At 42.2% G+C, this 22,350-nt stretch carries 23 protein-coding genes and 1 pseudogene; 11 read left to right on the forward strand and 13 right to left on the reverse strand.

Features of this window, described 5'->3' with window-relative positions; all coding sequences use genetic code 11:
• The 3 genes from V7K48_RS07090 to V7K48_RS07100 form a co-directional block, all read right to left on the reverse strand.
• Window positions 1-710: FG-GAP repeat domain-containing protein (locus V7K48_RS07090; protein WP_335070915.1), on the reverse strand; the 710-nt coding region annotated here is incomplete at its 3' end.
• A 216-nt stretch (window positions 711-926) separates the two neighbouring features.
• Complete coding sequence (locus V7K48_RS07095; RefSeq protein WP_335070918.1) at window positions 927-1,367, reverse strand: hypothetical protein; 441 nt, start codon at window positions 1,365-1,367, stop codon at window positions 927-929.
• A gap of 336 nt (window positions 1,368-1,703) precedes the next feature.
• Window positions 1,704-4,688: a valine--tRNA ligase gene (locus V7K48_RS07100; RefSeq protein WP_335070920.1), complete on the reverse strand. Its 2,985-nt coding sequence runs from the start codon at window positions 4,686-4,688 to the stop codon at window positions 1,704-1,706.
• 63 nt (window positions 4,689-4,751) lie between these two features.
• Here V7K48_RS07100 and V7K48_RS07105 point away from each other — a divergent pair, with 63 nt between their 5' ends.
• Genes V7K48_RS07105 through V7K48_RS07115 form a run of 3 tightly spaced genes read left to right on the forward strand, consistent with a single transcriptional unit; the run spans window position 4,752 to window position 7,459 of the window.
• Window positions 4,752-5,174: a GxxExxY protein gene (locus V7K48_RS07105; RefSeq protein WP_335070978.1), complete on the forward strand. Its 423-nt coding sequence runs from the start codon at window positions 4,752-4,754 to the stop codon at window positions 5,172-5,174.
• Between the two features lie 45 nt (window positions 5,175-5,219).
• A complete protein-coding gene (locus V7K48_RS07110; RefSeq protein WP_335070922.1) occupies window positions 5,220-6,485 on the forward strand; it encodes an MFS transporter in 1,266 nt (421 codons plus the stop codon).
• A 14-nt stretch (window positions 6,486-6,499) separates the two neighbouring features.
• Window positions 6,500-7,459, forward strand: a complete 960-nt coding sequence (locus V7K48_RS07115; protein ID WP_335070924.1) for an N-acetylglucosamine kinase — start codon at window positions 6,500-6,502, stop codon at window positions 7,457-7,459.
• A 43-nt stretch (window positions 7,460-7,502) separates the two neighbouring features.
• Here V7K48_RS07115 and V7K48_RS07120 read toward each other — a convergent pair whose 3' ends face one another.
• Window positions 7,503-8,243: a dienelactone hydrolase family protein gene (locus V7K48_RS07120; RefSeq protein ID WP_335070927.1), complete on the reverse strand. Its 741-nt coding sequence runs from the start codon at window positions 8,241-8,243 to the stop codon at window positions 7,503-7,505.
• 213 nt (window positions 8,244-8,456) lie between these two features.
• On the opposite strand from V7K48_RS07120, the gene V7K48_RS07125 reads away from it, so the two are divergent.
• Genes V7K48_RS07125 through V7K48_RS07135 form a run of 3 tightly spaced genes read left to right on the forward strand, consistent with a single transcriptional unit; the run spans window position 8,457 to window position 11,235 of the window.
• A complete protein-coding gene (locus V7K48_RS07125; protein WP_335070929.1) occupies window positions 8,457-9,113 on the forward strand; it encodes a hypothetical protein in 657 nt (218 codons plus the stop codon).
• A gap of 11 nt (window positions 9,114-9,124) precedes the next feature.
• Window positions 9,125-10,045, forward strand: a complete 921-nt coding sequence (locus V7K48_RS07130) for an McrB family protein (protein ID WP_335070931.1) — start codon at window positions 9,125-9,127, stop codon at window positions 10,043-10,045.
• Window positions 10,036-11,235 carry an McrC family protein gene (locus V7K48_RS07135; protein ID WP_335070933.1) on the forward strand — a complete coding sequence of 400 codons (1,200 nt, stop codon included), beginning with the start codon at window positions 10,036-10,038 and terminating at the stop codon, window positions 11,233-11,235. Before V7K48_RS07130 ends, V7K48_RS07135 begins: the two co-directional genes overlap by 10 nt.
• A 319-nt stretch (window positions 11,236-11,554) precedes the next feature.
• Here the strand turns inward: V7K48_RS07135 and V7K48_RS07140 are convergent, their stop codons facing one another.
• Window positions 11,555-12,826, reverse strand: a complete 1,272-nt coding sequence (locus tag V7K48_RS07140) for an FGGY-family carbohydrate kinase (RefSeq protein WP_335070935.1) — start codon at window positions 12,824-12,826, stop codon at window positions 11,555-11,557.
• A gap of 199 nt (window positions 12,827-13,025) precedes the next feature.
• On the opposite strand from V7K48_RS07140, the gene psaM reads away from it, so the two are divergent.
• The gene (gene psaM / locus V7K48_RS07145; RefSeq protein ID WP_040630342.1) at window positions 13,026-13,115 is read left to right on the forward strand and encodes a photosystem I reaction center subunit XII; all 90 of its coding nucleotides are present in this window, start codon (window positions 13,026-13,028) and stop codon (window positions 13,113-13,115) included.
• A gap of 251 nt (window positions 13,116-13,366) precedes the next feature.
• Entirely contained in the window at window positions 13,367-13,777 is a 411-nt protein-coding gene (locus V7K48_RS07150) for a hypothetical protein (protein WP_335070937.1), read from the forward strand.
• A 226-nt stretch (window positions 13,778-14,003) separates the two neighbouring features.
• On the opposite strand, the gene V7K48_RS07155 is transcribed toward V7K48_RS07150, so the two are convergent.
• Window positions 14,004-14,723: a tetratricopeptide repeat protein gene (locus V7K48_RS07155; RefSeq protein ID WP_335070939.1), complete on the reverse strand. Its 720-nt coding sequence runs from the start codon at window positions 14,721-14,723 to the stop codon at window positions 14,004-14,006.
• 572 nt (window positions 14,724-15,295) lie between these two features.
• Between V7K48_RS07155 and V7K48_RS07160 the strand changes: the two genes are divergently transcribed.
• Window positions 15,296-15,760 carry a hypothetical protein gene (locus tag V7K48_RS07160; RefSeq protein WP_335070941.1) on the forward strand — a complete coding sequence of 155 codons (465 nt, stop codon included), beginning with the start codon at window positions 15,296-15,298 and terminating at the stop codon, window positions 15,758-15,760.
• A 6-nt stretch (window positions 15,761-15,766) separates the two neighbouring features.
• A complete protein-coding gene (locus tag V7K48_RS07165; RefSeq protein WP_335070943.1) occupies window positions 15,767-16,324 on the forward strand; it encodes a glutathione S-transferase family protein in 558 nt (185 codons plus the stop codon).
• A gap of 234 nt (window positions 16,325-16,558) precedes the next feature.
• Here the strand turns inward: V7K48_RS07165 and V7K48_RS07170 are convergent, their stop codons facing one another.
• The 4 genes and pseudogenes from V7K48_RS07170 to V7K48_RS07185 all read right to left on the reverse strand — a co-directional run bounded on the left by V7K48_RS07170 (window position 16,559) and on the right by V7K48_RS07185 (window position 18,776).
• Entirely contained in the window at window positions 16,559-17,050 is a 492-nt protein-coding gene (locus V7K48_RS07170; RefSeq protein WP_335070945.1) for a YajQ family cyclic di-GMP-binding protein, read from the reverse strand.
• An 82-nt stretch (window positions 17,051-17,132) separates the two neighbouring features.
• Window positions 17,133-17,560, reverse strand: a pseudogene (locus tag V7K48_RS07175) (MAPEG family protein).
• 94 nt (window positions 17,561-17,654) lie between these two features.
• Window positions 17,655-18,158 carry a DNA recombination-mediator protein A gene (locus V7K48_RS07180; RefSeq protein WP_298919191.1) on the reverse strand — a complete coding sequence of 168 codons (504 nt, stop codon included), beginning with the start codon at window positions 18,156-18,158 and terminating at the stop codon, window positions 17,655-17,657.
• Between the two features lie 81 nt (window positions 18,159-18,239).
• The gene (locus V7K48_RS07185) at window positions 18,240-18,776 is read right to left on the reverse strand and encodes a PadR family transcriptional regulator (protein WP_335070947.1); all 537 of its coding nucleotides are present in this window, start codon (window positions 18,774-18,776) and stop codon (window positions 18,240-18,242) included.
• Window positions 18,777-18,875: 99 nt separating this feature from the next.
• Between V7K48_RS07185 and V7K48_RS07190 the strand changes: the two genes are divergently transcribed.
• On the forward strand, window positions 18,876-19,394 hold the full coding sequence (locus V7K48_RS07190) for a DUF4188 domain-containing protein (RefSeq protein WP_335070949.1): 519 nt from the start codon (window positions 18,876-18,878) through the stop codon (window positions 19,392-19,394).
• Window positions 19,395-19,436: 42 nt separating this feature from the next.
• Here V7K48_RS07190 and V7K48_RS07195 read toward each other — a convergent pair whose 3' ends face one another.
• The 3 genes from V7K48_RS07195 to V7K48_RS07205 form a co-directional block, all read right to left on the reverse strand.
• On the reverse strand, window positions 19,437-20,531 hold the full coding sequence (locus tag V7K48_RS07195) for a phosphotransacetylase family protein (RefSeq protein ID WP_335070951.1): 1,095 nt from the start codon (window positions 20,529-20,531) through the stop codon (window positions 19,437-19,439).
• Between the two features lie 381 nt (window positions 20,532-20,912).
• On the reverse strand, window positions 20,913-21,701 hold the full coding sequence (locus V7K48_RS07200) for an SDR family oxidoreductase (protein WP_335070952.1): 789 nt from the start codon (window positions 21,699-21,701) through the stop codon (window positions 20,913-20,915).
• Window positions 21,702-21,889: 188 nt separating this feature from the next.
• Window positions 21,890-22,267 carry a response regulator gene (locus tag V7K48_RS07205; RefSeq protein ID WP_335070954.1) on the reverse strand — a complete coding sequence of 126 codons (378 nt, stop codon included), beginning with the start codon at window positions 22,265-22,267 and terminating at the stop codon, window positions 21,890-21,892.
• Window positions 22,268-22,350: the final 83 nt, after the last annotated feature.

The following is a 22,350-nucleotide window of genomic DNA, read 5'->3' on the forward strand; positions in this document are numbered from 1 at the left end:
CTCTGTCTACTTCTTGAGGCAGGTTTTGGTTCATAGAAGTGATACTCCTCCTCAAGTGTCACCTTTGTCAAGACTCTGCTACCTGAATCCTTACGGAGATCATCAACAGCATATGCACCTTTTTCTTGGCGAATAAAGTCATCTTTGCCATCGCCGTTATAATCTCCCACAATCAGATTAGTTAAATCACCGCTATCGATTGTGAAATCAGTCAAAAGTTGGCTGCTAAAAGTACCGTCTCCATTAGAGAGATAGACTTGAGCAGTCAGGAGATCATCAACAGCATATGCACCTTTTTCTTGGCGAATAAAGTCATCTTTGCCATCGCCGTTATAGTCTCCCACAATCAGATTAGTTAAATCACCGCTATCGATTGTGGAATCAGTCAAAAGTTGGCTGCTAAAAGTGCCATCTCCATTAGAGAGATAGACTTGAGCAGGGAGGATCGTACCGAAGAGATTGTTGAAGATATTGTCTATAAATTTTACTTGGTGAATAAAGTCATCTTTGCCATCGCCGTTATAGTCGGCGACAATCAGATTAGTAAAATCACCGTCCTGGATTGTGGAATCAGTCAAAAGTTGGCTGATAAAGGTGCCATCTCTATTAGAGAGATAGACTTGAGCAGTGAGTATATTGTCAATAGCATATGCACCTTTTTCTTGGCGAATGAAGTCATCTCTACCATCACCATTAAAATCAAAAGGCATTGACTTTTCTCCTTTTATTAAGAGGGTTATATAGTAGTCATTAAAATGTTAATTAGATTATAAAACCCATCTGACACCTTTTACTGAGTGAAAGTAAAGTTACTGCAAAAGTCGTATCCAGCAGCTATGCCATACTTTAGCAGCCTCACAGACGAAAAGTGGATAATCCTCGAACCTTTACTGCCTCAAATATTGCGGCAATACAATTGCAAACTTTTAACTTTCCTCTTCCTCTTGGGGATAACCATTTTTCTCACGTTTGAGGCTTTCTTCTAAGGCTTGAATTTGTTCACGACGAGCTTCCAATTCTAAAGAACGTCGCGCTAAGTCTTGATTTTGCAACGTCAGGGATTGTCGCCAATGTTCTGCTCGTTCAGCTTCCTGCTGCAAAAATTCTGGGGTAATGCCGATGGTAAGGTAGTTTTGTACTAGATGGAGTACCCAGTTGGTGGCCTCTTCTAGTCTTTCAATGTCGCCTGTAGGAGAAAGTTCTACTAAAACAAGCAAGTTCTCACTCATGATCTTTCCCTTTCCCAACAGAATAAAAGCCTCTTCTGGAATTATCGCCCACAAGTTATCAGCTTCTTGACGCGCTAATAAGCGTAACTGGTGCTGGTCTAAAAAATCGTTTTTACGCACCTGGGCTAGATATAGCATGAGGGTCGCTTCGCTCCAATTCAAAATCACTGTTCGCGCAGCGTCGACTATACAGATGCCTGCGGCGGGCTGCGCCAACGCCGGAAGCCGCTGCTCTCTGGGAAAGTTGCTCCATCTTGGGGAGACCCCTTCTCTACGAGACGCTTTGCGTTGGCGTAGCCTCTCGTAGAGAAGGCGCTAACCTCTCCCTTTGGGAGAAGACCGCATTTTCCGCTCCGACTTCTCTCAAAATTCAAACAAAATTTAATAAAAAATAAGTACCAGAATTGATATTTGGATCTTATTAATTGGTAATGGATAATTGGAAATTATTGACATTCCCATTACCCATTACAGTTATCCTAAGCCACGCAGGCGATCGCGCAAAATTTCAGTTTGCTTCTGTGCTTCTGCTAAAGCCTCCCGCGCTCCCTGTACCACGTCTGCTCTAGCTCTATCCACAAAACTAGGATTGTTTAATCTGGCGCTCAGAGACTGAACTTCTGCTTCTGCTTTACTGAGGCTTTTCTCTAGCTTGGCACGCACAGCTTCAATATCCACTACGCCGCTGAGGGGAATTAGCACTTGTATTGTACCAATCACACCAGCGATCGCATTTTCTGTTTCTTGTGGTTGTTCTAATTCTCTCTGCGGGAAAAATTGTCTCCATAACCTAAGTCTCGCTTGAGCAGTCAGTAAATTTTGGCTAACAAACCAAGCTGTGTAACCAAAACCAACTAGTTCAAAGAAAGTACCGATGATGGGAGTGTCATCAATGGTATTCCCCACAGCTAAACCTAATCTACCTAAGAAAATCGCTAAAATAACTAAGCCAATTGTCTTCAAACCTTTCTGAGGTTTTTTAGCAGCAACAGTTTGGTTTTCTTGCTTGTCAGTAATGCTTAAAGTCTCAACCTTAGCCAAATCTTTAATATAAGACTGTCCAGCAGTAAGAATTTCCCGCTCCTTCTGACTTTCAGTTTGCAAATTCGCTGTCACTTTTACCCCTGGCTTAATATCCGCTTCAGCACGCAAATTCCGAATTGTGCGGATAGTCGCAATCAGCAATTCAAATTGTTCTTCTAAAGCTGGATTAATCAGGTTTGCATCCACCTGGGGATAGATTTGTAATGGTAAAGTTTGCCGGGAATCTGCTGGTTGTTGGGTGAGGGTTTGCCAAATTTCCTCGGTAATATGAGGCATCAAGGGATGAAGCAGTTTCATAATCCCTTCCAGGACGTAGGCGAGAGTTTGTTGTGCTACTCGCCGCGATGCGGGATCGGCATCTGCTTGCAATCTGGATTTCACCAGTTCAATATACTGATCGCAGAAATCGCCCCAAATAAACTCGTACAGTCCCTTAGCTGCTTCCCCTAAACCGTAGTTGTCGATGAAATTGGTAGTTTGTTTGACAACTTGATGATACCGCGAAAGAATCCAGCGATCGCTCAATTCGGTCGCAACTGGGTTGCCCAATTGTTGCGGTGTCTGTCCATCCAAATTCATCATCACAAACCGGGCAGCATTCCACAACTTGTTGGCAAAGTTGCGGGATGCTTCCACCGATGCTGATTCATCCTTTTTGCGATCGTACTCCAACCGGATATCTTGACCGGCACCAGCCACTTCCCTAATTAGGGTGTAGCGCAGGGCATCAGTACCATATTTGTGAATTAATAACAACGGGTCAATACCATTACCTTTGCTCTTTGACATCTTTTGACCTTTTTCATCCAACACCAAGCCGTGGATGTAAACTGTTTGGAAAGGCATTTGTCCGGTAAAATGCCCAGCCAGCATGGTCATTCTGGCAACCCAGAAAAAGATGATATCAAAGCCTGTCACCAAAGTAGTAGTCGGGTAGTAAGTCGCTAAATCTTGAGTTTGTTCCGGCCAGCCTAAAGTCGAAAATGGCCAGAGTCCAGAAGAAAACCAAGTATCTAGCACATCTGGGTCTTGTTCTAGCTTGACATTTTCGCCAAATTGTGCCTTACCTTTCTCCCAAGCTTCAGTTTCCGATTTCGCCACCACAAACGGCGTGTTATCGGTAATTTGCCCATCCGTTTCACTGACAGCGTACCAAGCAGGAATCTGGTGTCCCCACCATAATTGGCGAGAGATACACCAATCGGTGAGTTTTACTAGCCAATCACGATAGACCTTAGTCCAGCGTTGGGGGACAAACTCTGGAGAAGTTTGCTGGTCGAGGAATTCGAGAGTGTTGTCAGCGAGGGGGCGAATTTTGACAAACCACTGAGTTGAGAGGAGGGGTTCAATAGGTACTTTACCGCGATCGCTGTAGGGAACGGTATGCTTATAATCTTCTATCTTCACCAAAAAGCCATCTGCTTCTAGGCGAGAAACCACATTTTTTCTAGCAACAAAGCGGTCTTGTCCTTGAAACTCCCCGACATTGGCGTTGAGAGTGCCGTCTTTATTCATAATGTTGATTAACGGCAGATTGTGACGCTTACCCATGTCAAAATCGTTCGGGTCATGGGCGGGAGTTATCTTTACGCAACCCGTGCCGAAAGTAGGGTCAACATATTCATCGCCAATGATCGGAATTTCTCGTTGTAGAATTGGCAGAGTTACAGTTTTGCCAATGAGATGTTTGTAGCGATCGTCATTGGGATTAACCGCTACTGCCGTATCGCCCAGCATCGTTTCTGGTCTAGTTGTCGCCACTTCCACATAACCAGAACCATCAGTGAGGGGATAACGGAAGTGCCAAAGATTTCCATTAACCTCTTGATTTTCCACTTCCACGTCAGACACAGCCGACTGAGAAGCTGGACACCAGTTAACTAAATATTCACCACGATAAATTAAGCCTTCCTCGTAGAGGCGAGTAAACGCCTCGACAACAGCTTTAGATAAACCCTCATCCAGGGTAAACCTTTCCCGTGACCAGTCCACCGAGACACCCAAGCGTCGCAGCTGATTCAGAATCGTTCCCTCAGACTCCGCCTTCCATTGCCAAGCGCGTTCTAAGAATTTCTCGCGCCCCAACTCGTAGCGAGTTTTTCCCTCTGTCTTGAGTTGCTTTTCCAGCATACTATGCACAGCAATGCTGGCGTGGTCAGTTCCGGGGAGCCACAGGGTATTGCGCCCTTGCATCCGGTGGTAGCGCACGAGGGTATCAATCAACGCACTTTCAAAAGCGTGACCCATGTGCAAACTGCCGGTGACATTAGGCGGCGGGATGACGATGCAGTAGGGTTCGCCGCCTTTGTTGGGGTCAGCTTTGTAAACTTGGTTGTCTTCCCAGAATTTTTGCCACTTGGCTTCGGTGGAAAAGGGGTCGTAGAGACTGGGGAGATTGGGAATGGTTGCGGTCATGCGGGGAAAACTAGGTATGGAAGGACTCTAATAAATTTTGCCATAGGGTTGGAGAGGGTTTATATAGAAACGAACCGCAGAGGCGCAGAGAACGCGGAGGGAAGAGAGTTAGGAGAGGAGATGAATCAGCTTACAGGTAAGGTAATTGGGGCGGCGATTGAGGTGCATCGGGTGTTGGGGCCAGGGTTTTTGGAGGAGGTCTATAAGGAGGCGCTAATTATAGAATTTTTCAGGTGCGGGATACCTCATGTGGTTGAGAAGTCAGTAACAGTAAATTACAAAGGACATGAAGTTGGTAAGGGTAGATTAGATTTTCTGGTTGCCAATTGTCTAATTGTGAAATTAAAAGCTGTCCAAAATTTAGCCCCAATCCACGAAGCTCAAGTCCTCTCCTACCTTAAAATGACTAATTACCCCCTAGCCCTCCTCATCAACTTTAACGTCCCCCTCCTCAAAGACGGCATCAAACGCATCATCCTCTCTTAATCTCTCTGCGTCCTCTGCGCCTCTGCGGTTCGTTAACCCAAACCCATGAAAAATCAAACAACCTCCCCTTGGACATTCATCCCCACCCTATATTTTACCTCCGGCATACCCTACGTCATCATCAACACAGTTTCCGTGATCTTTTACAAAAAACTCGGAATAGATAATACTCAAATCGCATTATGGACAAGTTTTCTCTATCTACCTTGGGTCATCAAAATGTTTTGGGGCCCAATTGTCGATATTTACTCTACCAAACGTAAATGGATACTTTACACCCAATTTGCCATGTTCTGCTGCTTGGGTTTGATAGCCTTCTCCTTACAACTGCCAAATTTCTTTTTCACCTCCCTCGCAACATTAACAATAGGAGCCTTTATTTCTGCAACTTATGACATTGCCACAGATGGTTTCTATCTGCTAGCTTTATCTCCTGAACAACAAGCCTTCTTTGTCGGCATTCGCTCACTGTTTTATAGACTTGCTGTAATCTTTGGCTCTGGGATATTAGTAGTTTTAGCAGGTCAGCTTGAAGTATCTCTCAACAACATTCCTTTAAGCTGGACTATAGCTATTGGCTTCTCAGCTTTTATTTTAGCAATCGTGTTTATTTCCCATCGCCTATTTTTACCCTTACCTGAGTCAGATAACCAACGACAAATACAAGCTAGGGAAAATATACCCTTTTGGTCAATCATTAGCTCATATTTTGCTCAAGAGAAGATTATAGCTATTTTAGCATTTATCTTACTCTACAGATTTGGTGAAGCAATGCTTGTCAAGATAGCTTCTTTATTTTTATTGGACAAACCACAAGTAGGGGGCTTAGGGCTATCAACATCAGATGTTGGATTAGTCTACGGGACATTTGGGGTAATTTCCCTGATTTTTGGAGGAATTTTAGGAGGTTTGCTAATTTCTAAATATGGATTAAAAAAATGTCTATTCCCTATGGCTTTAGCTTTGAATTTACCTGATGTTTTTTATGTATATATGGCTTACACAAAACCTTCGCTAACATTAGTGTATCCCTTGGTTTCTTTGGAGCAATTTGGATATGGTTTTGGATTTACAGCTTTTAGTGTTTACTTAATGTATATTTGCCAAGGTGAATATAAAACTTCTCATTTTGCTATATCTACTGGCATTATGGCTTTAGGCATGATGCTACCAGGTTTAATTAGCGGTTATCTGCAAAAAGCATTTGGTTATCCATTATTTTTTATCTTAGTTTGTTTGCTGACCATTCCTGGGATGATTGCTCTGTTTTTTATACCTTTAAAAGAAGAACCAAAGCGTCAGAATAATTAATATTATTACAGATCATGAGTTACGTTTTAGGAATAGATGGCGGCGGTAGCAAGACTGTTTGTGTCTTGATGGATGATTTACATCAAGTACTAGGTCGTGGTGAAGCAGGCCCATCTAATTATCAGAGTATAGGTATTGAAGCCACTCTCCAATCTATTCAATCAGCAATTTATAATGCTGTTGAAACAGCAATAATTACAAATACCGTGAATATTGCAGCGATATGCCTGGGTTTAGCAGGTGTAGGTCGTGCAGCAGATATCGAAGTAGTAAAAGGTTTAGTTAAAGAGTTACAGAATAACAAATTCTTGCCTATTAATTGGGCATTACAGCCAGCGAATCTTGTAATTTGTAATGATGCTTTAATTGCTTTAGTTGGTGGAATTGGTCAGCCTGTAGGAATTGTGGTTGCAGTAGGTACTGGTTCGATAGTTTTCGGGCAAAATCATCAGGGACATAGCAAGCGAGTTGGTGGCTGGGGGTATATTTTAGGAGATGAAGGTAGCGCCTATAAAATTGCGATCGCTGGGATGAATGCAGCATTAAAATCTTATGATGGACGGGATATCTCAACAAGTTTGGTAGAGGGTTTTAAACAGCATCTTAATTTGGAAACTATAGAAGATTTAATAGAAGTAATATATCGGCGAGGATGGGGAGTTAAAAAGATAGCGGCTTTAGCACCAATTGTAGATTTGGCAGCAGCTTCAGGTGACAAAGTAGCGAATAGTATAATTGACGATGCTGTAAAAGAGTTAGTAAAAGCTACATCTATAGTAATTGATGCAATTTTTATTCCCAGAGACGTTTTAGAAGTAGTCACTACGGGAAGTGTGTGGCGGGGTAGATCCAACTTCCATAAGAGATTTGCAGCGTCTCTTATTAAGAAGTTTCCTGAAGTAAACGTGATTTTTCCAAGGTATGAACCTGCTTACGGTGCTGGTTTGTTGGCGTTGCAGACAACTCAAAATTAACCGGCTACTAACTGTTAAGTGAAGAAAGCAATAATCGGAGTTTTCAGTCTGCAAATATGCGCCCCAAAAAAGTTACTATTTCAGACCAAGCAGCGGTGGTAGCACTAGAATCATAACGATAACCGTCGTCGCGCATGAATGTATGTTCTGCTTCATACAAGAAGACTTGATGAGGTATGTTAACATTCTCAATTGCTCTGATTATAGTTTGACGATCGCTCTCTGGTATATGAGGGTCAAGAGTACCGAACACCATTAGCATCTCGCCTTTGATTTCACTTACCCGCTGGATTGTATCGGCTACCTCTTTACCCAGTTTACCACTGGGAATACCAGTAGGGTAACAGCAGACACAAGCCCGAATTTCGCTTTGAAATGCGGCGCGGAAAGCTAAATGTCCACCAATACAAAAGCCGAGAGTGCCTATTTGATTTGGAGAAACTGCACTCTCTCCTTTCAGAAATTCAATTACAGCAAGGCAATCGGCATCATAATCAGCTACTGAGGTTCGACGCGCATCGTCATTACCCCGCATCCGTCCAAGATCGTCTGGCTCAATTACTAAACCAACTGGCTCAATTCGGTGAAAAATTTCTGGCGCTGCTACTACATAGCCGTATCCTGCTAAGTAGTTAGCTAGACGAATCATTGGATCACCTAACTGATAAATATCACTGTAGAAGACAATACCAGGGTATTTTCCTGCTGCTTTGGGAGCCGCAACATAAACACGCATCAAACTGCCATCTACTCTTAACTCAACATTACGCTTGGTGATTTGCACTTTTTTGTCTCCGTGTTACGCTTGCTGTCATTAGCTTCTACACTGTAGCGCCGCAGCATCCGGTTACTTTCAACCCACAATTTGGCGTTCTTTTACCATCACTGTGATCGCTTAATATCCCCAGTGAAAGTTTGTTGCGATCGCCTTAATACTTAATAAATAAGTATTAAATTTTATAAAGTAATAAATTTGGCTATTTAGATCATTTGTGATATGAATCAAAAAAATATTCTTACTTGGGGTGATGTAGCTTACGCTTCCCGAATCGCGACTGGAGGATCAAAGCAGGAATGGGAAGCTTTAGAACTGATTTGGCAAGCATGGGAAATAATAGTCTACACCGGACTTGCAAATTATTCTAATAAACGTGAGCTTTTGCTAGTAGTTATAAGATTTTTTGCTATTGTAAGTTTTTACCTAGAATTTTTTAATGATTATTATTGGGAATACTATATTAATAATTACAGCAGAGAGTGGCTTAAAGGTATTCACATAACTCATGAGTACTATGAATACATAATCGACTGTGTGAATGCTTTACGCTGCCCTATACTACCGAAATCCGAACCAAATAATCTACTTGTGTACTTTGTCGATAATGCTTTACAGCAAGTAATACAAGTACTGATGGATAGCCTAGACAGTGACTCAATGCTATTTAAATCTGTTAGGGAAATTAACCATCAGCAGTTCCAAGTAGATAAAGATATATATGAGTTGCAGAGAATAGAAGCTGAACTAATTAGTGAGAGTATATTTTTGGATAAGATTATCAATTTAAGCGAAATACAGGAACTTTATAATCAAATTAATGAATTTATTAGAGATGAAACTGCAATTATAAAATTTTTTATAACGAAGATAAGGTAGATATGCAAGGGATGAAATACACAAATAATAAAGATTATCAGCAATCTCAAGAAGTTATAGATGCTACTAATAAATTCGTGGCTTTTTTTTCCTTTTATCAAATAAAGCCTAACTTTTCTCTGAAGCAATGTTCAGAAATAATTGGGTTTTATGAAACAGATTTAGAACGGTGGATACGTACAATTAATCGCAAAAAACAAGTAATTTTAAACGGTTCGCCTGGAACAGGAAAAACTTTTATTGCTGAACACCTTGCAAAACATTTAATAGGTGGTGGTGACGGTTTCTCAGAACTGGTACAATTTCACCCCACATACTCTTATGAGGATTTCATTCAAGGTATACGTCCTCAAAGCCAAGATGGACAACTAACATACCCTATGCTTCCAGGCAGTTTTCTAAAATTCTGCAAAGAAGCAGAGTATCATCAAGGAACTTGTGTTTTAATTATCGATGAAATAAACCGTGCTAATCTCGCACAAGTTTTTGGTGAATTAATGTACTTACTTGAGTACCGAGATAGAGAAATTCTATTAGCTGGCGGTAATATGTTTCGCATCCCGAAAAATGTCCGCATTATTGGCACCATGAATACAGCAGATAAGTCTATTGCCAATATAGACCATGCGCTACGTCGCCGCTTTGCATTTATTGAAATTCGCCCAAACTATGATGTGCTGCGACGGTATCACCTGAAAACAGGTTTTGCAGTAGAGGGATTAATTAAGATTTTACAGCAATTAAATCAGGCGATCGCAGATAAAAACTACGAAATTGGTATTTCATTCTTTTTAACAGACAACCTACGTGAAGATATAGAAGATATATGGCGCATGGAAATTGAGCCATATTTAGAAGAGTACTTTTTTAACCAGCTAAAAAAAGTAGATGAGTTTCGCTGGGATAAAATTCAAAATAAACTATGGATATAAACCCAGTACAACCAATAATTCTTGAAATTACAGAATACGAAAATAAATTATTTTCGCTTGATAAAATACCTTATTCAACTGGAGTCGAGTTATATGAAAAATACAAAACACAAGTAGATATAGAATTTCCTACCTATAAAACGAGAGAATATTGGAAACTGAAAGCTAAAGGATGGGTAGGTTACATTCCTGTAACTCCTGAATTTCATCTAAAAATAAATCCGAAAGTGCCTATCCAAAACCTCTTTGGAATGCTGGAATATACCTACAATTTGAAAAGTTTTCGCTTTCTCCAAGGGCTGATGGATTGTGAATCTCTAGAGGATTTTTACAATAATCTGGCTCATATCTTAGCCGATAAAGTTTTAGAGCGATGCCGCAAAGGATTATATCGTACTTACTTGCCTAAAACACAGCAGCTTTCTTATGTGCGGGGAAGACTAGATGTGCGACAGATAATTCAAAAGCCGTGGAATGTTAAACTTAAATGCGATTACAAAGAACATACGGCTGATATTAAAGAAAATCAAATTCTGGCATGGACACTTTATATAATTGGTCGTGGCAGTTTATGTTCAGAAAGAGTATCATCAACAGTACGAAAAGCTTATCATGCTCTACAAGGATTAGTAACGCTGCAACCTTGTAGTGCAGAAGATTGTATCGCAAGATACTATAATCGCCTCAATCCAGACTATGAACTATTACATAATTTATGTCGATTCTTTTTAGAAAATAGTAGTCCCAGTCATGAAAGGGGAAATTACAAAATCTTACCCTTCCTTGTCGATATGGCACATTTATATGAGATGTTTGTTGCAGAATGGCTTAAGAAAAATACGCCGCAAGGCTATTTTTTCAAACAGCAACATCAAATAGAAATTAGTCAGAATCGGCACTTCAGTATAGATATATTACTGTGTGATGCTGCTACTGGCAAAACAATAGCAGTTTTGGATACAAAGTATAAAGCCTCAGAACAGCGAGGAAATACAGATATTTATCAAATGATCAGCTACTCCAACACAACAAAATGCAAGCAAGCCTTTTTGATATACCCCAAAGACTTGACACAGCCACTAGATATTACAAGTGATCAAATCCGAGTCCGCAGCCTCACCTTTTCCCTAGATGATAATCTCGATCGCGCAGGTCAAACCTTCTTAAAAAACCTTTTTCTTTTCTCCTAATCCCCTTAGAACTCAATACACTTGAGTTAAGCATTTCTTCTATCTGTGCCCTCTGCGCCTCTGCGGTTCGTTAAAAAAATAAAGAGTTTGTTTTAGCCTTAACCCAACCATATTCCCTTAGAACTCACACCGATAATTAGTAAAGGGGATAGATGACATTCGCTTGTGGCGAAGCATCCATCCCCGAATAGCTGCCCAGATCATGAACCTGGAATCCTATAGTCCGGTATCTAATCATCCCAGTATCGGCCTAGATATGTCGATTGTCACTGGGATAGATACTGATTTACAAGATATCTACGAAAAGATAGTTACACAATTACTCTTGTTCACTCCTTCTTCCTTCCCCCATCGCCAATAGCGCCGTCCCGTAAGCAGCTTCCGTGTACACTGACGCTACTACAGGAACTTGCAAATAACGCGTCCTAATCGTAGTCCAAGTGTCATTCGCTGCGCCACCGCCAGCAGTATAAACACGGGTCAACTTGTCTGCGCCCATTTTTTGTAATAATTCATACCCTCGTGCTTCTATGCGGGCAATACTTTCTAACAACCCATGCAGAAATTCTACTGGGTTATTTGGGCGTGGTGACAAACGTGGGGGTAGATTGGGATCATTAATCGGAAAGCGATCGCCTACCTTCAACAACGGATAATAATCTAACTCGCTGGCAATTGATGCATCAATCTCCCGGCTAAGGCTTTCTAACTCAGCGTTTGTGAAAAATTCCTTAAGTACTGCACCCCCAGTATTAGAAGCACCACCAGTCAGCCACAAATCCCCCAGACGATGGCTGTAAAGCCCATATCGCGCATCCTCTACACGGGTACGACTTAATAACTTTAGTACCAAGGTTGAACCAAGGGAAGTCACGGCTTCACCAGGTAATTTTGCCCCACTGGCGAGAAAAGCGGCAATACTATCAGTTGTACCAGCACATACCAAACAATCACGGCGGAAACCGAACTTATCGGCAATTTCAGGACGCAATTTTGCAATTGGAGTCCCAGGAGTTAAAACTTTAGGTAGCTGTATCGGTATTTGCAGCTTTTCTAGCCATTCTGGGTATTTCAACTTTTCTACGTCATAACCCAGCTTTAAAGCATTGTGGTAATCGCTAATCCCCAACTGTCCATGTAGGAGAAACCCCAGCCAATCTGCTTGATGCAGGAAATATCTAGCTTCACTAAAAGAGGGTAATTGCCTCATCCACAAAAGTTTGGCTAGGCTAGAGGTGGCACTCAACACGGTATGATTGGGGGGTGCTATGCTCCTCAAATGCTCTAGTACCAATGATCCCCGCGCATCGTTGTACAGCAATGGTGCATCTGTTGGATTACCGCCAGCATCGACCAGTAAGACGGTGGAAGAAGTACCATTAATTGCGATCGCTTTAATTTCTCGCCGCAATTGGTCAGGTATTTGTTCCACCAGCACAAACAAAGCCTCTTGCCAAATTATTGGCATAACATGGGCTGGTGAATCCTGGAAGGGATATCGCACCTGTGCCTGGATAGAAGAAGCTTCCTCGTCAATCACCACACCGCGGGCGCCAGATGTGCCGAAGTCGATACCCAAATACAAATTCATATTTTTATAAATTTTTCTCAGGTCGAATCACTAACTACTACTGACCAATAACTGCTTTTGTTGCATCTTGTAACAAGATATTCCCCAATCTTGGCAAAACAAGGAAAAGTAGTAAACGAACTGTTCAAAATCTATTCAGGTTAGGAGGTTTTCAGCCATGCCTATCTTAGATACTCTGTACATTGCTCAGATATCTTCCATCTCAGATACTCAAGTCTACATCGCTCTAGTTGTGGCGTTGATCCCAGGAGTTCTAGCTTGGCGATTAGCCACAGAACTTTACAAATAACGCTACGTGTGACACAGTTAAAAAGCTAATAATCCTGGCAGTACGGGGTACAATTTCCAGACGCTTATGGCTTTATGCCATCGGTAGCTAGAAATCTTGCACTTACGTAAGCCAGGTTATTTTTTAACTGGTGCAACACTTGTAGCTATTTCAAAAAAATGAAGTAATATGACAGCTAAATCAAGCAGTAATTAGCGCCAGAGGGCTTTTACAGTGCTTCCCTTCACTAAGCGAGGTTATTTTTTAGCATCATGAACGCGATTCAACCCTCCAAACCACCGTTACAACCTATACAAAAACGCCGGGTCACTCCTCGACCAAAGCGGCATCTTCGTCAACGTTCTTACCAGGTGATGGCACTGGAAAGCACAGCCAAAATAGCAGTTAATTTAGCCATTACAGCCGTTGCAGCATCTGCTTTAGCACAACTTTTGCCTTATCATTGGTTACAGCAACAAAAGTTGCGAGAAATTAGTACTGAAGTCAAGCTGATGGAAGGACATGTCAATCTTTTGCAGGCGGAATTTGGCCGTAACTTCGATCCTCAGCAAACTAAAACTATTATGCAAGAACAAGGATACCGATTTGATCCCAGCCAGCGTCGGGTCGTGTTGATGAATCAAGATCGTCGCGAAGATGAACAAACTGAGTCATCACCCTAAGACAAATCGCGAATTTGGGATTATTCAGGTTTCTTGTGATTCAGGCTACGGATAAACCGGGTGTTAATTTATATTATTGCTAATAAATAATGGTTAATAGCTAATTTTTGCATAGCTATATAGTTATCATCTATTAGTCATTAGCGATACAGTGTCACTAAACTCCAATTCAAAATTTAATCAATTATTTTGAATTTTGAATCCTCCAGAATAACTAATCTACCAATTAGGACGCTGATTTAGATAGCAACTCGTTTAGCCAATTTTCGAGTTGTAAACGCAAGCGACAACCAGTAATATCCTTACTATTGTCGATAGAGGGCAGTTGAGTGAGGGCACGACGATAATCAGCGATCGCACAATTCCAGTCGCCCCAAAGATGGTAAGTCCTACCGCGTTCAGCCCAGATATGACCTTCTAGTTGACCGAAAAGCAGTGCTACCTCAAAATTCTCAATTGCCTCCTCATATTGCCCCAAGTCACGCCAGGTAATGCCTCGGTTAATCCATGCCCGGACATGGCGAGGATTCAAATCAATCGCTTGATCGTAGTCGGCAAGTGCTGCTGCTAATTCTCCACAAGCAGCGTAGTAATTTGCCCGATTATTATAAGCACTAGCTAAATAAGGATTAAGTTTGAGGGCGGTGTTATAGTTGTCAAGCGCTTTTTGCCTTTCACCACTTTGGAAATAAATTAGCCCTCGGTTGTTGTAATCAACAGCATTGTGCGGATGGCGGGAAATTAGTTGGGTTAAGGTTGCGATCGCCTCAGTATATTCTCCTTGTTGAGCCGACCTCAAAGCACAAGAGCGTAAGTAGCTGTCCCCGAAAGCAGATCCGCCACTGTCATTTTTCCGATGTTTTTGGGCTTTATGTGTAATATTTAGAACAAATTTATATTGGTCACTTTGCTGGTCACCGTCAGCTAAAAATGAGTGAATATTCATCTTTACTTAGATTATAACCGTGCTTTGTGGAATCAAATTCTAGTTTTTGCCTGCTGGTAGTTTTACCACTATGTCTATTTGTAAAGTATTTAGGGTTACATTAAAGCTATCTCAAGAGAGAACTTAACCTAGTCGCATAAGACAAATCTATGCCCTAAATAAACAATTGCTCCTCAAACCTAATCATGAATACTTCATCCCCAAGGTGAATTCCAGAAATAGCAGCTGTCAATTTCAAAGACTAGTCAAGTAGTAAGAGCGACAAATTGGTAGAATGCCAACAAGCCGTTGATTAGAGATTGGAAAGAAGACACGGGGACTCGGAAGAAGCAAGAGAGCAGGGAGCAGGGAGCGGGGGAAGAATAACAATGCCCCATGCCCCATGCCCAATACTTCTCTTAGAGAGGCTGCGCCCTAAGCGTAGCTATGCCGCAGGCTTTACGGCTTACCTCGACTTCTCTACGAGACGCTGCGCGTAGCTTGCTTCCCCGTAGGGGTACGCTCGGTACAAGTGCCCCATGTCCCGATGCTCAGTCTCTGGATTTAATTTTTAAGTTTTGAGAAATTTTCCGATGACAACCGCAATTTCCTATCCCAATGCCCCTGATTTAACAACCGATGATTACATTGTTATCGGCTTGGCAACTTGCTTCGTCAAAGAAGATGGAGAAGTTTATCAAATCGAAGTAATAGAACCGATTCCCTCTGCGGCTTTGGAAGCGCTTTTAAAGGGCATCCCTACCTCCTATAAGCTGGCTCATGCAACAACTTTGGGATCTGTGCTGGATGGCGATTCACAACTGTTGCCAGATGGCTTCCCAGAGTCCGCTCAGTTTGGAGAGGAATTTCTGCCACGGGCATTTGCAGCAGCTCGTACCTACAAGCGTCGTGAATCTGCAAAATCCTTGATTCCCTTAGGTACAAACTACACTGAATTTAAGTATTCCATTGAGCGCAAGCGAGTATTAAATGCCGCTAGAGTTGTCACTAAAGAAGACAATATTAAACAGCATTCTCACACTCACAAAGTTCTTTAAGTAATTATGCTCAAACTTTACGGCGGTGCTCGGAGTCGAGCGTCAATTGTTCACTGGTATTTAGAGGAACTAGGAGTTCCCTACGAATTTGTCAAGCTCGATATGCAGGCGGGTGAACATCTCCAGCCTGCATATTTAGCAATTAACCCAGTTGGTAAAGTTCCAGCAATTGTTGATGAGGATTTTCAACTTTGGGAATCTGGGGCAATTTTGCTGTATCTTGCTGATAAATATGCTAAAATTTCACTTTCACTTCAAGAACGTGCTGTATTTTCCCAATGGGTGTTGTTTGCCAATGCTACCCTTGGTCCAGGAATTTTTGTAGAAGCAAGTCGGGAGCGGGAAATACCCCGCTTGTTGACTCCATTAAATGAAATTTTTAGTAAACAACCTTTTTTGCTGGGTAATGAGTTTACTGTTGCTGATGTGGCAGTAGGGTCTGTTCTGAATTACATTCCCATCATGCTGAAGCTAGACCTCAGCTCCTACCCAGCGGTGTTGAACTATATGAAGGAGTTATCTGAGCGTCCAGCATTTCAAAAAAGTATTGGCAAAGGGGCTTGATTGTAGTCAACTTAAGCCTCGGCGAATGGAATTCGCAGCTACACAAACATAGACACAAAGCGGCTTCCCGCAGGGTAGCCTAAGAGAATTTAACCTACGCGGGCGGGTAAAGCCTCGTGTAGACGCGGTTTCTAACCGCCCTTTTAGCGTTAAGTTAACTATCGTGCATTATATCCAAACAAAAAATATTCACAAAACTTATTTTGGGTGGGCACTGCCCACCATGTAAATCTTTTAACGATAATTTGTAAATTGCAAAGCCAACGGGTAGTCTTCTTGTTTCAGCCGCTGCATGACTACTTGTAGGTCATCTTTAGATTTGGCAGAAACCCGCACAACATCCCCTTGGATTGAAGCTTGTACCTTTTTGAATTCGTCGCGAATCAATTTGGAAATTTGTTTGGCGATTTCTTGACTGATGCCTTTTTTGAGTTTAATTTCTTGACGGACGCGATTACCACTAGCTGATTCAACCTTGCCAAAATCAAAGATTTTTTGGGAGAGGTTACGCTTGGCGGCTTTTTCTCGCAGGATGGTGTGTACAGAATCTAAGGTAAACTCGCTATCAGTACTAACGTTAATGCTTTCTTCGACTAACTCGACAGTAGTTTGAGTGTCTTTGAGGTCGTAACGACCTTTGATGTCTCGGATAACTTGATCGACAGCGTTAACCAATTCTTGTCGATCAAAGTCGCTCACAATGTCAAAGGAAAAAGTAGAAGCCATAAAACATTTTGGATTTTAGATTTTGGATTTTGGATTGGGTATTGGGAAAACTTTTTCCCACTTCCCAGTCTCAACTACCCACTTAATTAGTAACTTGGATGATGCTCAAGAAGATGAGAGTGGCAGAGCCAACGGAGCCAATGCCAAACATCAGTGAGCCTCTTTCAGAGGAGCTATGCTAACGCAAAAGGGTATATTCAAAATATAAAAAATTGAGTATAGCAAACGCGCCACCACAAAGGCGATCGCAGCCACTTGTGCTGTAGAAGAATTTACACAAGTTACGTATGCCATCAATGCAGCTGCCGCAAACAACATAAACGCTTCAAAGGTGTTCTGATGCGCCCAAGTAGCTCGTTGGGCGTATGGTGGGAATTTATCAAACATAGCACAAGGAGTAGAAAACATTTCATACCCAATCCGCATACTGGCATAAGCTACCACCAAAAATGGTAGGTAAATCAGAACGGCAGCAGCAGCGATCGAGTACAAAAAATTATCATTACTTATTAGTCATTGGTTATTAGTCATCAGTCATCAGTCATCAGTCATCAGTCATTAGTCAAATATAAAGAACAAATGACAAAAGACAAATGACAAATGACTAATCAAAGTAGAAGAGGGTCACTACTTTTCTTTGTTCTTCTGCATCTTGACAAGTTTGCAACAGAGTGCCACTGTCATGAAATGCAAAGCAGATCAGTTGCTGGCAACGAGAGACAATTTCCTTGTTGCATAGGTAACTAGCTTCGGCAAGGGACAGATTATCATTACTGGAATTTTCCACTAGATGCATTACCTGTTCTAGTTGCTGGCGCGATTCTAAAGGCTGGCGTTCCAGGCTTTGGGGTAGAATCACTGTTAACAAATTCGGATCAGCCCGTGTTGCTCCCTTGATGGCAGCTGAATTTGTACCTGTAGCACCAGAAGTAATGATGCGATTACCCGATAAAACTAGGGCATATGTCATCATTTCAATAAGATTCTGATGCGTAATTGGGACGTGACGAGAACCCAGCAAGGCAATTCTTTTAGAACCCGTTTGCTGGATTGTTGCCAGTTCCTGCGCTAATGTATCGAGGTTAATAAGGTCTGTTGATTGGCTCAAAGATGGACATAATCCGATTAAACGACCCAGATATTTTACCAAACAGCGTGTAGGTACGAGGCAAACCTGAGTTAGACTTTGCTACAATTTTTCGATTGTTTGGATTACTTGGTCACACCAAGCCAGCCAATGTGTTTCATAAGTAATGCCATTTAGGAGAGTCAAATACTGAAATTTTGCTGATTCTGGGAGTTCTTGCGGATTCTGAAAGCATTCTTGTTCTAAATCCTTGTACGTAGATAATTTTTTTAAGTGGGCTTTTTGGTGACGCTCTAGCTCTGCCAAGATCATCTGGTTAGAAGCAATATGGCCAGCAAAAATTTTAACAAGCAAATCATCTTTAATCGGTGTGGGTTCACAAGGTTGAACAATCCACTCTTTGATCTGCTGTTCTCCCAAATCTGTAACCCTGTAGAGCTTTTTATCTGGACGTCCTGCTTGGACAATCGACTCGGAACTGATCCATCCTTGATCTTCTAGCTTCGACAACTCCCGATAAATCTGCTGGTGACTTGCTGACCAGAAAAAGCCTACAGAGCCATCGAATCGTTTTGCTAAATCATACCCACTACAAGGCGCGTCAACCAGAGCAGCTAATATTGCGTGCGCTAATGCCATAATTTTTAATTCACTACTTGACATATGCAACTAATTGCATAAAAATATTAATATGCAATTAGTTGCATATTAAACTGAAACAACATTGAGTAGTAATAAATGCCTCAAGTAATACCAGGAAGATTTACAGCCGAGATTAATGAACCCTTTGTTGTGTTTTTGATTGGGATGCGAATTAATAAATTACTCGCTTTCTCCAAATGGATTCCGACTGCAACAGCGATGTCGCCCATGCTACGAAGCCTTTACCATAATCCCGAAAAAGGGTTTTTAGGGGGAGAAACTTTTGTTTACTGGCGAGGGGTGGGACTGATTCAGTATTGGCGATCGTTTGAAGATTTAGAGCGTTTTGCCAGAAATCCAGCTGATGCACATCTAAAAGCTTGGCAAAGGTTTAATCAAGCCATTGGTGCTGATGGCAATGTCGGCATTTGGCACGAAACTTATTTAATCGAACCGGGAAGATATGAGGCGGTTTACGGGAATATGCCTGTGTTTGGATTAGCTGCTGCAACTAAGCACGTCCCACCTATGGGGCGGAGGGAGACAGCACGCCGTCGCCTGGGAGGTGACAGCGAGCCAGCTGTGCCTTCGCCAATAACACAGCCCTCTAACTGATGACTGAGCATTGATCCTGTTGAATTGTTTGAGTTGATCAGCCTAAGACAATGCTGCCGCGGGAGTTAAACCCAGTTTAGATAACAGGCGGTCAATATCAAAATGCTCAGACATTAACTGGCGAATGCACTGAACCTTAATCGGCTCGTGGAGGCGGACTTGCCCGAAAGTGCGGTCAACAATTTCTACAGTGGTGAGGGTGTCTAAGTCAACAGATAAAATCGGGATTTCTAGTTCTTCAGCACGACTGAGAATGAATGGCGGGGGTGGTAGTTGCCCGGTGAGAATTAAACATTGGGTAGAAGTTTCCAAAGCAGCTTGCTGAATTTCCACACGATCGCCTCCTGTTACCACTGCCATATTCCGGCGTTTGCGGAAATACTTGACAGCAGAGTTGACATTCATCGCTCCAATTGCCAGACTTTCCACCAACAAATCTAGGCGATCGTTGCGACAGAGAACATCAGCCTTTAACTGCTTGACTAGTTCGCCAACACTGACACTGCGGAGCAAATCGTTGTTTGGCAGCATTGCTAGCACCGGAATCCCCTGCTGTTCCAAAAATGGGCGCAAGAGAGTGTCAACCGCTTCTAGTTGGGTGAGTGGGATATCATTAATCACAACTCCAATCAAGCGATCGCCCATACGCTGTTTCGCAGCCAATAGCGCCTCAATTGAAAGCAACGATTTATAGCGGGTTACTAACAGCACAGCAGCATCCAATACTTCAGCCATTTGCAGCAAAGACAAGTCAAACAAATTGCCTTCGGACAAATCACCAGGCCCCTCCAGTAACACCAAATCTCCTTGGGACATTTGCAAATATTGCTGTATTAGGGACTGTTGATAATCAGTTTTGTCTTCCCCCCGCAAGCGCTTTTGCACATTTAGTTCATCCAAAGCCAGCATTGTAGGTGCAACACGGTTTTCCGGCAAGTTGAGGCTAAGAGCGATGAACTGGACATCTTCCTCAATTACGGTTCCACTAGACAAATTCAAGCACGTACCGAGCGGTTTACCGTAGGTAATATCCAATCCTTTTTGCTGTAGCTGATAAGACAAACCCAGAACAGTTGCAGATTTACCGCTGTAAGTCTCGGTTGATCCAATCAGCAAATATTTAGGGGATTTTGGCACACATGCACTCCTAATTTCAAAAGTCAGAAGAACCCAGCTAGGTGTTTCCTAATTCTAGTTCCTTCTGGCAAAAGCTCTCGCTCTTACAAGTTAAGCTTTCCCAGAATTACCTTCTGATTGAACAAGCAGGGAGCAGGTACTGAAGAGTGGGGTGGGAGAAAGGGTGGCTACAAGCTTTTTATCAAAATAAACCTTTATGCTTATTCTTACTTGAGTTTCCTCATTATCATGAAAAATTTGGCTTTCCCCTCTCACCAGAATTAGAAATTTTGGAGTTGTATAAAAAACAGTCTTGGAAAGGTAAGGATGATCAGAGGGTGAGAAACGCTTGCTATCTACCTTATCCTCTCACCTCATCTGATCATCGCTTCCTGTCACCGATCAAAGCATTTGCACACCGCCACTCACGGGTAAATATGCCCCAGTAATAAATTTTGCTTCGTCAGATGCTAACAGTAGAATGGCTCCGGCAACATCCTCTGGCAGCCCATTTCGCTTTAATGGCACCATTTGAACCGAAGCGTCTTTATATTCTTGAGGTAATTGGGCTGTGGCATCAGTCAGGGTTAATCCAGGTGAAACGACATTAGCACGAATGCCGTGAGGACCGAGTTCCAATGCTAAACTTTTGATGAAGGCATCTAATCCAGATTTGGCGGTACTATGAGCGATAAAGCCTTCTCCTGGATAGCGAGATAAGCCACTGCTGACAGCAATGATAATACCTCGCTTGTGTTTGATCATTGAGGGAACAACCGCTTTGCAGGGGAAAAACGCCCCTTTCAGTTCTCCCAGCAATTTTGCTTCAAAGTCTTCCCAGCGGTAATCTACGAAGGGAGCCATTGGGAAATTCGCGTTGGCATTAATTACCAGCGTATCAATGATACCTAAGGTATCTGCAACCTGCTGCACCATTGCATCTACTTCTTGTGGGTCGCGCACATCAGCTTTGACTGCCACTGCCCGACCGCCAGCGGATGTAATCGATTCAACAACTTCCACAGCCGCTGTTTCACTACCATAGTAATTTACGCCAACCGCAGCACCATGTTGTCCTAGCAGTTTGGCGGTTGCTGCACCAATGCCACGACTTGCACCTGTGATCAAAACAACGCGATCGCGCAGCAATTGGTTAGTATTTGAGCTTTGTTGAGATTGGGTCGCAACCATAATTTTCTCCTTTTATTTTTCTAATCAGGCTCACTCACACTATTGAGGGTTCTATTTTAACTGTCAGGATATTTATAAATGTATCTGTTAATGGCGCTCTTCAAGATTGTTTCTTTCATTCATTGCGGGTGAGCGATCGCTTCTAGTCTGCCAGATGCGATCGCAGTGAAAAGCATTCAGCACTTTCCTCAAAAACCCAACACCTGTATTGATTTTTCAAGTACTTCTTTGGGGCGGAATGGTTTAGTTAGATATAAATTTGCACCAACCTCAATTCCTTTTTGTTTATCAAATTCCTGTCCCTTAGCTGTCAAGATCACAATGTAGATGTCAGTCATTTGCAAGTCGTGTTTAACAATGTGGCAGACTTCTAGACCATTCATTTTAGGCATCATCACATCGAGAAAAACCAGGTTCGGTTTTTCAGTTTTAATAGTTTCGAGAGCTTCTTCTCCATTTCTAGCAGTTATAAGTTCAACCCCCTTATCTTCTAATGCTTCTAGGGCTTGTTCCATCAAAATCAAGATATTGGGTTCATCGTCAACAATCAGAATTTTCTGGGTCATAGGGATTGGGGATTGGGAATTGAGAATTGGGAATTAGGGATTAGATATTAGAGTTAAACTAACTTTTTCCACTAAGTAGTCGC

This window comes from Nostoc sp., assembly GCF_036919615.1.
In the GTDB taxonomy this organism is placed as follows: domain Bacteria; phylum Cyanobacteriota; class Cyanobacteriia; order Cyanobacteriales; family Nostocaceae; genus Nostoc.